The 14,670-nt window shown below is 56.2% G+C and carries 15 protein-coding genes; 2 read left to right on the forward strand and 13 right to left on the reverse strand.

Annotated features, from left to right (window positions below; all coding sequences use genetic code 11):
* Window positions 1–25: 25 nt before the first annotated feature.
* The 11 genes from AB1598_02935 to AB1598_02985 form a co-directional block, all read right to left on the reverse strand.
* Entirely contained in the window at window positions 26–460 is a 435-nt protein-coding gene (locus AB1598_02935; GenBank protein ID MEW6143953.1) for a nitrous oxide reductase accessory protein NosL, read from the reverse strand.
* Window positions 457–1,296 carry an ABC transporter permease gene (locus tag AB1598_02940; protein ID MEW6143954.1) on the reverse strand — a complete coding sequence of 280 codons (840 nt, stop codon included), beginning with the start codon at window positions 1,294–1,296 and terminating at the stop codon, window positions 457–459. Before AB1598_02940 ends, AB1598_02935 begins: the two co-directional genes overlap by 4 nt.
* Window positions 1,286–2,185, reverse strand: a complete 900-nt coding sequence (locus tag AB1598_02945; GenBank protein ID MEW6143955.1) for an ABC transporter ATP-binding protein — start codon at window positions 2,183–2,185, stop codon at window positions 1,286–1,288. The genes AB1598_02940 and AB1598_02945 overlap by 11 nt, the downstream gene beginning before the upstream one ends.
* 13 nt (window positions 2,186–2,198) lie before the next feature.
* Window positions 2,199–3,578: a nitrous oxide reductase family maturation protein NosD gene (locus AB1598_02950; GenBank protein MEW6143956.1), complete on the reverse strand. Its 1,380-nt coding sequence runs from the start codon at window positions 3,576–3,578 to the stop codon at window positions 2,199–2,201.
* Between the two features lie 40 nt (window positions 3,579–3,618).
* Window positions 3,619–4,272: a cytochrome C gene (locus AB1598_02955; protein MEW6143957.1), complete on the reverse strand. Its 654-nt coding sequence runs from the start codon at window positions 4,270–4,272 to the stop codon at window positions 3,619–3,621.
* A 148-nt stretch (window positions 4,273–4,420) separates the two neighbouring features.
* Window positions 4,421–4,816: a hypothetical protein gene (locus AB1598_02960; protein ID MEW6143958.1), complete on the reverse strand. Its 396-nt coding sequence runs from the start codon at window positions 4,814–4,816 to the stop codon at window positions 4,421–4,423.
* Window positions 4,817–4,911: 95 nt separating this feature from the next.
* On the reverse strand, window positions 4,912–6,951 hold the full coding sequence (nosZ, locus tag AB1598_02965; GenBank protein ID MEW6143959.1) for a Sec-dependent nitrous-oxide reductase: 2,040 nt from the start codon (window positions 6,949–6,951) through the stop codon (window positions 4,912–4,914).
* A gap of 41 nt (window positions 6,952–6,992) precedes the next feature.
* Window positions 6,993–7,388: a cytochrome c gene (locus tag AB1598_02970; GenBank protein ID MEW6143960.1), complete on the reverse strand. Its 396-nt coding sequence runs from the start codon at window positions 7,386–7,388 to the stop codon at window positions 6,993–6,995.
* Between the two features lie 410 nt (window positions 7,389–7,798).
* On the reverse strand, window positions 7,799–9,046 hold the full coding sequence (locus tag AB1598_02975; GenBank protein MEW6143961.1) for a cysteine desulfurase: 1,248 nt from the start codon (window positions 9,044–9,046) through the stop codon (window positions 7,799–7,801).
* A 33-nt stretch (window positions 9,047–9,079) separates the two neighbouring features.
* The gene (sufU, locus tag AB1598_02980; GenBank protein ID MEW6143962.1) at window positions 9,080–9,454 is read right to left on the reverse strand and encodes a Fe-S cluster assembly sulfur transfer protein SufU; all 375 of its coding nucleotides are present in this window, start codon (window positions 9,452–9,454) and stop codon (window positions 9,080–9,082) included.
* Window positions 9,455–9,588: 134 nt separating this feature from the next.
* Window positions 9,589–10,173: a CBS domain-containing protein gene (locus tag AB1598_02985; protein MEW6143963.1), complete on the reverse strand. Its 585-nt coding sequence runs from the start codon at window positions 10,171–10,173 to the stop codon at window positions 9,589–9,591.
* A 111-nt stretch (window positions 10,174–10,284) separates the two neighbouring features.
* Between AB1598_02985 and cobA the strand changes: the two genes are divergently transcribed.
* Both cobA and AB1598_02995 read left to right on the forward strand, forming a co-directional pair.
* Entirely contained in the window at window positions 10,285–11,862 is a 1,578-nt protein-coding gene (gene cobA, locus AB1598_02990; GenBank protein ID MEW6143964.1) for a uroporphyrinogen-III C-methyltransferase, read from the forward strand.
* 68 nt (window positions 11,863–11,930) lie between these two features.
* Window positions 11,931–12,653 carry a 16S rRNA (uracil(1498)-N(3))-methyltransferase gene (locus AB1598_02995; GenBank protein MEW6143965.1) on the forward strand — a complete coding sequence of 241 codons (723 nt, stop codon included), beginning with the start codon at window positions 11,931–11,933 and terminating at the stop codon, window positions 12,651–12,653.
* On the opposite strand, the gene AB1598_03000 is transcribed toward AB1598_02995, so the two are convergent.
* Window positions 12,654–14,117 carry a carboxypeptidase regulatory-like domain-containing protein gene (locus tag AB1598_03000; protein MEW6143966.1) on the reverse strand — a complete coding sequence of 488 codons (1,464 nt, stop codon included), beginning with the start codon at window positions 14,115–14,117 and terminating at the stop codon, window positions 12,654–12,656.
* Window positions 14,101–14,640: a zinc ribbon domain-containing protein gene (locus tag AB1598_03005; protein MEW6143967.1), complete on the reverse strand. Its 540-nt coding sequence runs from the start codon at window positions 14,638–14,640 to the stop codon at window positions 14,101–14,103. Before AB1598_03005 ends, AB1598_03000 begins: the two co-directional genes overlap by 17 nt.
* Between the last annotated feature and the right edge of the window lie 30 nt (window positions 14,641–14,670).

Here is a 14,670-nt window from a genome sequence, read left to right on the forward strand (position 1 = left end):
AGCGGATGCGTTCATCAGGCGGAGCCTAGTTCGTCAGCTCGCCGAAGCCTCCGAGAGCCTTCCCGTCTTTATAGAACGTGCTCGCGCTCATCGCCTCGGCGCTCCCGAACGCCGCAATGTTATACCCCATGGGAGACCGGAGCTCGCCGTTCTGAAGATAAGACGCCTTCTCCGCGTCTATCCACTCCCCCGTGCCGTAATCGGCGACGTATGCTGCAAGCGGGCTCTCCCCGCGTTTGCCTGCGTCCTTCAGGTCGTCCGCCATGCACCCTATGTCGTCGAACTTCCTGGCCTCCCCGCTCGAAGTTATATATTGTGCGGCGAAACGCTTGTCGCTGATTATCATCCTGCACCTCTCGCAGGAGTCTTCCCCGTAGTGGACGGCATGGGGCCTTGTGTCTATCTCGTCCTTGCACCCGGCCATACCCAGGAGCATCAGCAGTACGAGAATATATTTCATGCTTCTTCCCTCCTGAATAAAGAGAAAGTCAGAAACGCATATACGAACGGCACTATGGTCCAGAGGCTCAAGACGGAAAGGAGGAGATATATCACCCCTTCCCTCCCGAAAGTCCTTACGGCGTACACGCCCACGGGGCCCAGTATCTCGAACCTCGGGCTCAGCGCGAGGACAGAGGCTATCTTGAACACCTCGGCCGGGTTAAGGAGCGCGAGCGCGAACACCTGCCTTACGCCGAGGTCCATCGCGGCTGCGGTGCCCATTATGCCCAGGTCTCCGAGTATTATAAACACGAGCCACAGGAATACGGCTACCCCTATCGCCTTCGAAGCCCTCCTCGAAAAAACCGAGACGACGAACCCCACGCTCAGGAGCGACGCCGCCAGGAGCCCCGAGAGGAGCGCCGTGAGTATGAGCTCGGCTGCGTCCCCGCCGCCTCCCCTTAATGCGACCCCGATTCCAGCAAGACCGAATCCGAGCGATATGGAGAAGAATATAGGTACGAGTATTCCGAAAAATTTCCCCATGAAAACCTCGGACTTCGTTACCGGATGCGAAAGGAGGTACTGGAGCGTCCCGTTATCCCTTTCCCCGGATACGCTTATCGCCCCCGTTATGAGCGCGATGAGCGGGACGAAGAGGAGCACCAGGTTTATAAGGCTCGCCGCTGTCCTTCCGTAAGCCGACACTCCCGCGACTTCGCTCCTCCCGGGTGCCACGGCGAGTATCAGGACCGCGAGCGCGGAAAAAGAGACGGTGTACAGGACGAACCACCTGTTCCTGAGGGCGTCCCTGGTTTCCTTTCCGGCGAGTATGAGTATGTTCCTAATTTCCATCCCTGCGTGCTCCTTCCAGTATGTTTTCCATGGTCGGCTCCTCGACGCTGAACCCCAGGACCGGTATGTCCCTCGACATCAGCTCTCTCAGCGGACTGAGGCTGTCCCCGCCCCTGACCTCTACGAGGAAACCCCTGCCGTTCCTGCCGTGAACGATGATGCCCGCGCCGGCGAGCGCGGAAGACGCAACCGCGGCGTATTCTTCGGGGACGGCGATGTTCATTTTCGTTCCTAGCCCGAGGGACTGCCTGAGCCTGTGAGGCTCCTCGTCCATGACGACCCTGCCGTCTTTCATCAGCACCGCCCTGTCGGCGAGATAATCCACTTCGTCGAGCCTGTGCGAGGAAAAGATCACGGTCTTTCCCTTCTCCTTGTACTCCTTTATGTGTTTCAGGAACTCGGCGCGCGCGTGCGCGTCGAGGTTTGAAGTGGGCTCGTCAAGTACAAGGAACATGGGCTCCGACAGGAGCGCTATAGCAAAAGATAGGCGCTGCCTCATTCCGCCCGAAAGCTCGGAGGCGTATTTCGAAGCGTGTTCCGCGAGACCGACCTTTTCCAGGACGGACATAGGCCTCTTCTCGTCTATTCCCCTCAGGCGCGCGAAGAAACGCATGATGTCGAGCGCCCGCATGTCGTAGAAAAGCGGCTCCTGCGGCAGGTAGCCGATGAGAGACTTCGCCTCCTTCGGATGCTCTCTCACCCTGAGCCCGCCTACAGTAATGTCGCCCGTGTAATCGAGGAGACCGAGTATGCACTTGATCAGAGTGCTCTTCCCGGCGCCGTTCGATCCGAGGAGAGAGACCGCCTCCCCCTTTCCTGCCCGGAAGCTCACCGAATCGACCGCCTTCAGCTTCCCGAAATATTTCGTAACGTTCTTTATCTCTATCAATTGACGCTCCCATTCACCGCTTCATGACGTATGCGTAAAAAACGAGCGGGATAATAACCATGGATAGGGAGAGTAAAATCAGCCGCGGCGACCATCCCCTTCCGCCCGCCTTAAGCTCGGAGGGCATCTGCGGGCGGACGAGCGGGTATTCGTCCGTAAGCTTGGGCTCGGGCTTGATAACCGGAAACGCTTGAGACGCGAGCTCTATCGCCTTCGCTACGGGACTGAAGACGAACACTCTCAACTCGGGCTTCCCGTCTATGAGGCTCTCGAAAAGGCTCTCCGACTTGTAAGGAATCTCTCCTATCCCGTCCCCGTCCTCGTCGTAACCTACGTAATCGCTCCAGTAGTTGCCGCTCCCCTCTCTCGACCATTCGTTCCCGGAGAGACGCCCCCCTCCCCTCACTTCCACCTGCTCTTCGTTATCTATGAAGCTGTTGTCGATGAACGCGTTCCTCCTGATAGAAGGCATGAAGGAGACTCCTATGTCGTTGAACGCTATCACGTTGTCGCTTATCGTGTTCCACGAATCGTAGAGGTAGGGCGAATTGTCGAGGAATATGCCGACCCGGTTGTCCATTATGAGATTGTCCCTCGCTACAACGTCGTCGAGGTCCTTGAACCCGATTCCGTAGCCCGTGCCCGTGCCGCGGTTGTCTATGAATTTGTTCCTGTGGAACTGTATGTCCACGCTGTACATGAGGAACCCGCCTACGTAATTGTTCCTGAATACGTTGTCCTCGAACCTGTTATGGTTGGACGACATGTAATGGAGACCGTACCTGCCTTCCTCCACGGTGTTCCCCTTGATGAGCGTATCGCTCGACCACCATATGACGACGTCCCTGATTCCGGATATCTTGTTGTCGAGCACCTTCGTGCCGGAGCTGTACCAGAGTCTCACGCCGTCACCCCTCTCGGGCATCGGGACTTCCTTCCCCCTAATCGTATTCCCGCGGATGACCGTATGGGGCGCATTCTTTATGTATATGCCGAAAAGCACGTCCGTCAGTATATTTTCCTCAACTGTAACGCCCTCTGCGGAATCGACCAGTATCCCCGTGTCCTCGTTAGAGAGGTGAGAGCCGGACCCCGTCACGGTAAAACCCTTGATAACCGAGCCCGGGGCTTTTATCTCGACCACCGTCCCCGTGCCTCCGCCGTCAATAACGGGGTTACTCACGCCTATGAGTCTGAGCTTCTTGTCCGCGACCACCCTCTCCCTGTAAACGCCTCCGTCGACGATTATGGTGTCGCCGGCTGAGGCCGAATCTATAGCTTCCGAGATCGATCTCACCGGACCGTCCCGGGTTACGCGTATCGTCTTTTCGAGGGACTGAGCGAGCGGCGCCGCGCCGAGAATAAAAACGGCGAGCGCGGAGAATCGGAGCAACAGGTATCTAGTCACGGGTCACCTTTACACTACTCCTTTTTTATTTGCCCCCCTCGTCGACGAGAAGCGGCTTGTAAGCCTTTCTGTGGAAGTATAGTCCTATGAGTATGAGAACGGAGGCCGCGATGGACATGTATAGCCCTGTCTCCCAGGTGGCCGTCGTGGAGAACTGCGCGATCTTCCCTTCGCCCAGGAGCGGCGGCACGAACGGCTTTATAGCGCCGCTGAGAGGCGCCCTCTTGTCGAGGTTGGTCCCGAATGTCCGCATCCAGAAATAGAGGTCTCCCAGGAAGAACGCCGGGTAGAGCACGGCCGGTATGCAGAGGAAGAGGGCGAACGGGCTGTGGACGTAAACGGCCGCTGCGATCAGGAGCGCGATGCCTATGATTATAAAGATGCTGAGCGTGCGCTCGAGGACCGCGGCCTCTCCCAGCGGCTTCATCCCGATATAGTGGTTGAGCCCGTCTATCTCCTGCACGTCCCCCGTAAGCCTGTTCACGTACATGCTCGCAGCGAGTCCCTGCGGGTATTGCGGAGCGAAAAGCGTTATCTTCCAGTAGGGAAAGAATATCGATATGAAAAGAAGCACCGCCGCCGCGACGAGCACTATCGAAGGGACGAGGAACCTCTTCCTTTCCTTCGCCCAGAGCTCTTTAGGTATGCGCGGTCCGAATATCAGTTCATTCTCTTTCATTTAATTACGACCTCCATTATGGAACCGAGTTCCGTGAACTTGCGTATCTGAATCGCCGTCCCTTTTTACCGGCGGGGACTCCCCGTATAATCTTTTCAAGCGAGTGGAGTCCCCGACAGCATACGAGAGCGAATACCGTAAACAACAGTCACAGACCGCTGAGAATGCTTTTAGCGTTCAGGCCCGCGGTCGCGGCCTTAACGTAGTACTGCCATGCCATGTTGTACTCGTTAGAAGCCTTCTCGTACTCTTCCTTCGTCATGGCTTCGTCGGCGACGGCCATGTTCTTGTCGCCTTCGCCTAACCACGCGACGGCGTCCTCTATGAGGCCCTTCACGTCGGCGTTCCCCTTGTCCCCGGTCTTTCCGAGCTCGTCCGCTACGCCCACTACAACCACCCTGGTGTCCTTGGCCTGCTTCTGCCAGGAAAGGGCGCTCTGCTTCCACGCAGACTGGTCGCCCGCAAACGAAACCGCCGCGGCGATGAAAAGAGCCGTTAAAAGCACTATTGCAACATTTATTCTCTTGATGTCTATCGCTTTCATTTTTCAATACCCCCTTTTCGGATATCGTCTTCAAGAGAGGGCGCTCCCCTTCACTTCCCGTGACTAAAGATCCGGGAAAAGCGCCCCCCGGTAAATCACGACTTAGGCTGCTTCGGCTGTACGAGGAGATAGCCCATCATCTCAAGATGCAGCGCCGAGCAGAACTCCGTGCAGTAGAACGGGAACACCCCGGTCTTGTCCGCGACGAACTCGACCGTGCTGCTCTCGCCGGGCTCGAGGCTCAGGTTAACGTTGTAGCCGTCTATGGCGAACCCGTGCGTGGCGTCCCTCGCGCGCTCGACGTTCGTTATGTGCATGATGACCTTGTCGCCTTCGTTCACCGTTATATGCTCCGGGTTGAAGTGGCTCCTTATCGCCGACATCCATATCTCCACGGTGTCTCCGTTACGCACTATCCTTTCGTTGCCCACGGACGCAGCCTCGGGGTCGACGCTCATGGTCATCGGGTTGAACCCGACTTCGGGGTAAACGAGCCAGGGTTTAAGCTTGTCGGCCTTCACCATCTGGACGTAGTGAGGCTCGCCCACTCCTATAGGCATGTCGTAAAGGAGCTGCATATTCTTCCCGGAAATGTCTATGAGCTGGAAGTTCTGCGGATGGAGCGGTCCCACGGGCAGGAACCTGTCTATCGACCACTTGTTGAGCGCGACGCAGTATTTTCCGTCGGGCGCAACGGTATCGCCTTCGGCGCACACCACGTGCCCTATGTTGTACTGTACCGGTATCTTCTCGACGGTCGTCCATGCATCAGGGCCGTCGTAATCCGGCGGGCCGAGCTTCCACTTCGCGAGCGTGCTCTCGACGAATACGCTCGTGTAGGCGTTCCCCTCGTTGTCGAACTGCGTATGGAGAGGGCCTAACCCTATCTCGACCTGCTTCTCCATAACGTCGGCGAAGTTGAGTACTGGTACGCCGTAAGCGTCCTTGCCCTCGACCTTGTTGTTCTTGATCGCGTCCATTATCTTATCGAACGAATAGACAGTGGCGTGTGTGTCGAGCTTGCCGGACGCGACAATGAAATTACCGCCCGGGGAGACGTCGACTCCGTGCGGGCTCTTGGGCACGGTCATGAAATATACGAGCCCTTCGGCGATAGCAGTATCGAGCGGGATTATCTTCTGACCGTTGAGCTCCTTGGCCTTACCCTGTTTGAAGACCTCTTCGGCTTTCTTCCAGTTAAATACGTGCAGGTAATCGGCTTCCTTCTGCGATATGCCCGCCTCAAAAGGCGGGTTGCCCTGGTTTATTCCGCCTGTCGCCATCTCGGAATTGATGGAGTTGCAGAACGCCCAGCCCTCGCTCACCTTCTTCCCCGAATCGCAGAGGTCCTGCCAGTAGGGCGGGAGCTCGATCGAGAAAGACTGCGATTCGTCTATCCTGCCCTTTTCCCTGTCGAACTTGTGGAACGTGGCTAGTCCCCTGTATTTTTCCTTGTACTCGTCGAGCCCTGCATACTGATCGAACGGAAGCGGGGCAGCGTACTGTGTCGTTTCTATGACGTACTCCGTATTGGGCGTCACGAAGCTCGCGCCGTGGTCCGAAATCGTATTCGGGTTCTTGATTATCTGTTTCGTTTCGAAATCGCGGAGGTCTATGACGGCGACCCTGGCGTTAGCCTTGTCGTTCACGAACAGGAACTGCCCGTCGTAATCCCCGTTAGTTTCACTGAGCGCCGGATGGTGGACGTCGGCCCACGTGAGGGTTTTGTCCGTGCCTTCGGGCATGTCGCCCTCGGACAAAATCTCGTGCGATTCCTTCGCCCCCGTGGCGTAGCCCTGCCAGGGCTCGGGCGTGAAGACGGCGATCGTCTTCAGCAGCCTCATGGAAGGCACGCCTATCACGAATACCTGGCCGGAGTGCCCGCCTGAAGCGAACATTACGTAATCGTCATACTTGCCGGAAGGTATATAAGTCTTGAGCGCCGCCTCGACGTCCTTGGGGGAAAGCCCTCTCGCCTGTGCGATCTCCTCGACGCTTGCGGGCGCCTGAATACTCGATGCATCCTGTTTACTCTCCTTCTCATCTCCCGAGTTCTTGCAGCTCGTGAAACATACCGTCGCGAGTGCAAGGAGAAAAACAGGCAGTAACGCGATTAACCTCATCAATCCTTTCATATCTGCACACCTCCTCATGTGTACTGGATTATTTAATTCAGCTACTTTTTATTTGAATCCTCGTATTCGAAATAATCGATCAGGGCGTCGATATCCTGATCGGAGAGCCCCTGGTTAGGCATCGGGACCATGTACTGCTGGAGCATTTCCTTGGCGACCGGGTCCGACATCAGCATCGTCTCCGGAGACTTGAGCCATTTCTTGAGCCACTCCTCGTCCCTCCTCTCCGTAACCCCTGCCAAGTCGGGCCCGGTGAGTTTGCCCTTCCCTATCGTGTGGCACGCTGCGCAGCCCCTTTCCTGGAACAGTTTTTTCCCGGCCTCTGCCTCCGCCTGGTCTCCGCGGGAAACGGGTGCAAACCAACCAAAAACTAAAAAAACTAGCAAGGCAGCTAGAAACATCCTGATCACGGGTGCGAAAACATTATTCATGTGCATTTAGAACCTCCTTTCGCATAAAATATTATGAAAGTTAAATGCCAATCGTAATTGTCTGTGAACATTGATATAAACTAAAAATCTCCTTGTCGAATGTCCGAGAATAGTACATAAAATGAGTGCGCGCTCACTCATGGTTTTGTGGAGAAAATCGAGATATTGAATTAAGAATGGTAGAGGAGGGGAAAATTCGGTATGGCACTTTTATTTCCTTTCACCTCCGAAGGGGAAAGGCGCGATTCCTTATACTTCCCTCCCCCTCATAGGAGGGGGGAGGGTTCGGGTGGGGGTGTACCTTAAAATTCCTGTCATTCTTGAATGTCTTAATCGAGAATGATAACAAAAAGAGAGACCATGATTAAGGCCGGGTACGTGCTGGGAAGTGCGCATCAGCAGGGGAAATAATGCGGCTATCCGAAAATCTTCTTCGCCTTCTTAATCGCCTCGACAGCGAGGTCTATCTCTTCCTTCGTGTTATAGAGGTAGAAGCTCATTCTGACGGCGTAATCCATGCCGAGGTGCGCCATGAGGGGCTGCGCGCAGTGGTGCCCGGAGCGGACTGCTATCCCTGCCTCGTCGAGCACTCCCGCGACGTCGTGCGGGTGTACGCCCTCCACGTTGAACGACACGACCCCCACCCTCTCTCCCGAGCCGTGCCCGTAGACCTTAATCCATTCATGCTCCGAGAGCCTGCCTAATGCGTGTTCCAGGAGCTCGTCCTCGTACGCCGATACGTTTTCGGGTCCGAGCGCGGCGAGATAATCGACCGCCGTGCCGAGTGCTATCGCGCCGCCTATGTCCGGCGTCCCCGCCTCGAACTTCCACGGGAGCTCGTTCCAAGTCGATCTCTCCATAGTGACTTTTTCTATCATGTCCCCGCCGTAGAGGAACGGGTCCATCTTCGCCAGGAGTTCGGGCCTCGCGTAGAGGAACCCCGTACCCGTAGGGCCCATCATCTTGTGCCCCGAGGCGGCCAGAAAATCGCAGCCTATGTCGGTAACGTCGAGTGGCAGGTGCGGGGCCGACTGAGCGGCGTCGACGAGGACTAACGCGCCAGCCTTATGCGCCTCGTCCGTTATGCGCTTCACGGGGTTTATCGTGCCTAACACGTTGGACGCATGGACGACGCTCACGAGCCTCGTCCTGTCCGTCAGGAGCCTCGGGAGATCGTCGAGTTCGAGCTCTCCGTTTTTATCGACACGAATGAATTTCAGCTTTATGCCTGTCCTGTCCCGGACCATCTGCCAGGGGACGATGTTCGAGTGGTGCTCCATGAGGGTTATCAGCACTTCGTCGTCCTTCTTCAAGTTCTTTAGGCCCCACGCATAGGCGGCGAGGTTTATTGATTCGGTCGCGTTCCTCGTGAACACGATGCTCCGCCAGTCCTGAGCGCCTATGAAGCGCGCTACTTTCTCGTGCGCCTCCTCGTACATTTGAGTCGATTCGTAGCTGAGAGTGTGGACGCCCCTGTGGATGTTGGAGTTGTGCGTCTCGTAGAAATTCCTGAGCGTGTCTATGACCGCGTTCGGCTTCTGCGTTGTGGCGGCGTTGTCGAGGTAGACGAGGGGCTTTCCGTGCACCCTCCGTCCGAGGATAGGGAAATCCTCTCTCAGCTTAAGAGGGTCGAATGCTGGTTTTTTCCGGGCGGCTCTTTCCATGACGTTTAACGGAACAGGCACGGGTTGATTTATTTAATCCGCTTTCATCGCGAGGAGCGCCTTTTTCAGGACCTTTATGCCGAGCAGCGCGCATTTGAACCTCACGGGAGAGATCGGGTTCCCGAGCGCAGACAGCATATCCTCGTCTTTCATGGACAGTATCTCCCCGACAGACTTACCCTTCACGCTCTCGGTCAGTATGGAAACCGACGCCTGGCTTATCGCGCAACCAGTGCCCGAGAACTTAGCGTCCTCTATTACGCCGTCGCCGAGCTTCACGTCTATCCTGACCTTATCCCCGCAGGACGGTATCCCCTCTTCATAGGAGGCGTCTGCGTCCTCTATTGTCCCGTAGTTCCTCGGGTTCTTGTAGTGGTCGAGAATGAATTCGTACTGGTCGGGTTCCATATTTCGTGCAATCCCCGCAGGCTGCCGGTTCTATTTGTATTATACCAGACAATATCCCCTGTTCATTTGGCCGGAATCGTCGTGCGTCCACCTCCGTCATCCGCTCGACCGAAGGCAAGCCGGCTTCCCCCGTCCTACGAATGTATCGTGCTTATCCTCGTGTCGAGCTGTCGGAGCGCCTTCTCCACCTCCCCGAAGTTGCAGTTGACCACCCAGAAGTAATAGAGCTTCCTCGACTCGGGCGCAGCGCTGAACGAAAGAACCTTCTCCGAGCTGTTCTGTATGACGTGGAGAACGTCGAATAGGCCTATACCGTCGGGCATCTGGACTTCGAGCCTCTGCGGCTTTTCGTAGAACCCTAACATACGTAAGAGCGCGTCGAGGAGGTCTATAACGGTCAGTATGCCGACCAGCTCCCCTTTACTCGAAACCACCGGCAGCGCGTTGAACTTACCGTTCCTTATGATCTCGGCCGCCCCCTCGAGGGAAGCGTAATCGAGTATCGTAACAGGATCCCTGGCCATGATATCACCGACTTTGACGCCGCTCCCCTTGGAAGCCCTTATGTCCCTGTCCGTCACAATGCCTACCAGCTTACCGTCCTCAACGACCGGGCACTGCCTGAAATTGAGGCTCCTCATAAGCTCGAGCGTCTCGTCGGCCATCTTGTCGGGAGTAACCGTTACAGGGTTTGGTGTCATGAATTCCTTGACGTGCATCGCTCACCTCCGAGTTATGTATATGGGGCAGTTCCAAAGGTTTGGAATAACCTATATTATCATACAGAAATATTATGAAAGCGCTAATGGTATTAACACGAACCTCGCGCCTTGCGTATTCTTGACAACGTAGCGCCCCTTCGGTTTTCTTTACTCATCGCCATGGCTAAGACAGGGACAGTATATCTCATAGGCGCGGGACCGGGAGACCCGGGACTTATGACAATAAGGGGAATGGAGGTCCTCGGAAAAGCGGACGTCATCGTTTACGACTACCTCGTCAACCCGAGGCTCCTCGCTCTCGCCCGCCCCGGAGCGGAGATAATTTACGTCGGCAAGAGAGCTGGCGTTAAAGAGAAGACACAGGGGGAGATAAACAGGCTACTTGTCGGTAGGGCGAAGAAAGGCAAGTCGGTCGCCCGGCTAAAGGGCGGCGACCCTTTCGTATTCGGCAGGGGCGGCGAGGAAGCGGAGGCTTTGTCCAGGCACGGCATAGAGTTCGAGATAGTGCCGGGCGTAACGTCGGCGTCCGCTGTTCCGGCCTATGCGGGGATACCGCTCACTCACAGGAACGTCACGTCTTCCTTCGCCGTGGTCACGGGACACGAAGACCCGCGCAAGGAGAGGTCCAATATTCCCTGGGACGTGCTGGCAAAGATAGGCACTGTCGTCTTCCTCATGGGGGTTCGGAACATCGAAAAGAATATGCGCATGCTCATCGATCACGGGAAGCCCACCGCGACGCCCGCTGCAGTCATAACATGGGGCACCTACCCCTCTCAGACCGTTGCGACCGGCACCGTGGGCGGCATAGCCAGGGTAGTGAAAAAGAGGAAGGACATCTCCTCTCCCGCAATAGTTGTCGTAGGGGATGTCGTAAACCTGAGGGACGTCATAAACTGGTACGAGCGGAAGCCTCTCTTCGGAAAGCGGATACTCGTGACGAGGGCGAGGGAGCAGTCGGAGCCTTTCCTGAGGATGCTCGAGGAAGACGGGGCCGAGGTGATAGAGTTCCCCGTCATAGAGATAGTCCCTCCGCGGAGCTTTGAGGACCTCGACCGGGCGATAGGGAGCGTCCGGGATTACGACTGGCTCGTGTTCACGAGCGTGAACGGGGTGGCGAAGTTCTTCGAGAGGCTCATCGCTTCGGGTAAAGACGTGAGGGAGCTATACGGTCTCAGGATAGCGGCTATCGGAGAGGCGACGGCGGGCGAGATAGAAAAGAAAGGGGTCCGCGTCGAGCTCCTCCCCGTAGAGTACAGGGCCGAAGGGCTCATCGAGATGTTCGGTAAGGAAAACATGAGCGGGAAGCGCGTGCTCATACCGAGGGCGAAAGAGGCGCGCGACGTGCTGCCGGTCAAGCTCAGGGAAATGGGCGCCGAGGTCGACGTCGTGACCGCTTACGAAACGCGGAGGCCCGGGCGACACGAGGCCGCAAAAATAAAAAACATGCTCGCGAAAAACTTGATAGACGCGGTCACGTTCACGAGCTCCTCGACTGTCAGGAATTTCCTCTCGATATTCCCCGAGTTCAAGCCCTCGCGAGGCAAGCCCGCCCTCGCGTGCATAGGGCCCATTACAGCGAAGACACTCAATGACGCGGGCTTCAAGGCTCAGATAACACCGGTGGAGTATACGGTCGAAAAACTCGCCCTCGCGATCGCGGATTATTTCGGGAAGAGAAAATGAACCGTGGACGAGCATGAGGCTCGCGAACCCGCGACCCATGTAAATACATCCCTTATTCGGAACTGACGATGCCGAGATTTCCCGTGGACGAAAAAAACATAGAAGGCGGCAAAGCGACGATAAGCGGGGCCGACTACAGGCACATAGTGAAAGTGCTCCGCATGAAGGAGGGCGACGCGATTACGCTCTTCGACGTGAACGCCCTGGAATACGTGGGAAGGATCTCGCATGTGGGATCGAAAGAGATCGTGGTCGATATCGTCTCGTCGCGCAAGGTTGAAACGGATTCGCCGCTGCGCATAACTCTCATGCAAGGACTCCCCAAGGGGGACAAGATGGATTACATCGTGGAGAAGGCAACTGAGCTGGGCGTGCACGCGATAGTGCCCGTAATTACGGAGAGGTCGCAGGTCAGGTCTGCCGGCAAGAAAAAGAGATGGGAAAGGATCGCTGTTGAGGCGTCAAAGCAGTGCGGCAGGACAAAGCCCCCGGCCATAGAAAATACTTTAAATTTTAAAGAGGCTATAAAATATAGTATAAATAACGACTTAGCCATAATACTGCATGTCGGGAGTCAGGTTTCTTTGAAAGATTTTCTAAATAACACTTTACAACATCCCAAGAATATTATAGTATTGATTGGACCGGAAGGTGGATTTTCGGAAAATGAAGTCCTCCTTGCTAGTGAAATGGGTTTTACCTCCCTGGGTCTGGGTCCCAGGACTCTTAGAACGGAAACCGCAGGTCTTGCGGTCCTTTCTATAATCCAGTTTCATCATGGAGACTTGTGATCAAAATCGCAGTCTCCGTGTAACTTCCACAAGCTCGGCCTTCCTCGACTCCCTGATTTCCCTGTACGTGCCTTCGTCCACGCGCCCCGCCTCGTAGGCGTCGTCGAGCGCGGCGATCTCCTTTATGAGCGCGCTGCGCCTCTCCATGAGCGACTCTCTCTTCCCGTTCTTTTTCTCTTCCGCTGTGCCCGGGCCCTTTCCCCTCGCGAGCGATGAGTAGAGTATCCCTCCTCCTACCGCGAGCACGAGCACCCCTATGCCCGCATACAAGATATATTCCTTCCACGCGGCCGGGTTCACGAACCTTATCGTGATATTGTGTCCGGGAGAGAGGTTCTCGCCTGACCACCTTAAGAAATCTTCGTTCTCGATTTTGACTGTGTCCCCTCCGCTGAGCCCTTCGACAGTGACCTGCTCGTTCGACTTGGAGACCAGGAGGAGGAACTTTGCCGTCGGATATTCAATTGTCTTCTCCACGGACCCTCCGCTTGAGCCCAGGGGAAGCGTATATGCAAATACAACTCTTTTGGGGCCGGGAAGCACGCTTGCGGTGTCGGAGAAACCGGTCTCCGTCCTGACAATGCCTTCGGGGGCGAGCCCGTGAATGAAATTGAGATTGGCCGCGCCGGGGGGCACGCTGAACCTGAGCGTCTCCTTCTTGCCGTCGGCCGCTTGGGCGCTCCCCACGTACATCTTGTCGCCCTTATTCTCGAAGGCCGAGAGGTCGGCTATGGACAGCCCGCCCTCGACCGCCTGCACTATCATGTGCGCCTCGGCTATCGATATGTTAGAGGCGCTGTCCGTAGGCTCGTAGACAGGGAGATCGAGCGACTTGGTATCTTCATCGGGATAAAATACCATCTTGTCCGTCGAGTACTCGGCGCCCTCGTATTCGACGGTCACCATATAGCTCCTGTCCCAGGGGAGCGACGCGAACGAAAACGCGCCGTCACCTGATGTTTCAGATTCCGTGCTGCCTGTTTCCTTATCGCCCATGAATGAAGTGAGCTTCACTTTGACGCCCGGGACTGCGTTGTTGTTCGTCTTGTCGAATACCCTGCCCCCGATAGTCCCGCCCTGCCCCGTGTCGGGTTTTACCTTCACCGCAAGCAGGTAGTCGGCGATAGCCTGAGCGGCCATTGGGTGTATGTCTGTTGGCGGCATCGGCGGATAGCCCTCGTTTACGGGCATCTTGCCTGTAGCCTGATAGACCTTCTGCGGGTTCTCGATCCACGTTATCAGCTCGTCACGCGAATACCTGCCGCCCACGCCTTCGAGGTCGGGCCCCACGAACCTCCCCCTTCCGATCGTATGGCACCTCACGCAGCGGTTTTCTATAAACTGTTCTTTTCCCATCGTGTCCATATCGTGCGGGTTCTCCTGGCTCCGCGCGTACGAGCCGGGAAAGAAGATTTGCGCGAGCAGATACGCGAGCACTACTAATGCGCTAAAGCGGCCTTGCATTTCGGGTCTCCGTCGTCTGATTGAGCCTTGCGCCGCACTTGGAGCAGTAGAGGTCTTCCGCTCCCGCGCCGCTCCCGCACTTCGTGCAGAACCTTTCCGCGGCGTCGCTCCATGAAGCCTCCCTCGCGCGCAGTATCTCCTTCTCGATCTCGAGGTCGTCGTAGGGAGAGAGGAACTTGTTCCTTTCCGCCCGTATCTCCCTCTCTATGTCGTCGTATTCTTCCCCGGGGACGGCTACGCCTATCGAGTCGATCTCCTTCAGGATCGAAGCGGCTTCGGCCCTGTACTTCCCGTGGAGCTCCTCGAAGTCCTCCCGCGACAATTTCCCGAGCCCGTGATCGAACTCTATGTCCTTTATCGCCGTGAGAAGCGAGTCCTTCCTCGAATCGAGTTCTTTCACCCTCTCCGCCCGGGGGTCCGGGAAATACTCCTCGCCTTCCGCCTTCCGGCTCCTTAAAAAAAACGGCGCTGATATGAAAATAGCCGCGAGCAGGGCTATGGCTAATGCCAGTATGGTTTCCAAATTTATCCCTTTATTCACCGCGCTGAAAAG

The organism is Thermodesulfobacteriota bacterium, from assembly GCA_040754335.1.
Classification (GTDB): Bacteria; Desulfobacterota_D; UBA1144; order Nemesobacterales; family UBA2774; genus 2-12-FULL-53-21.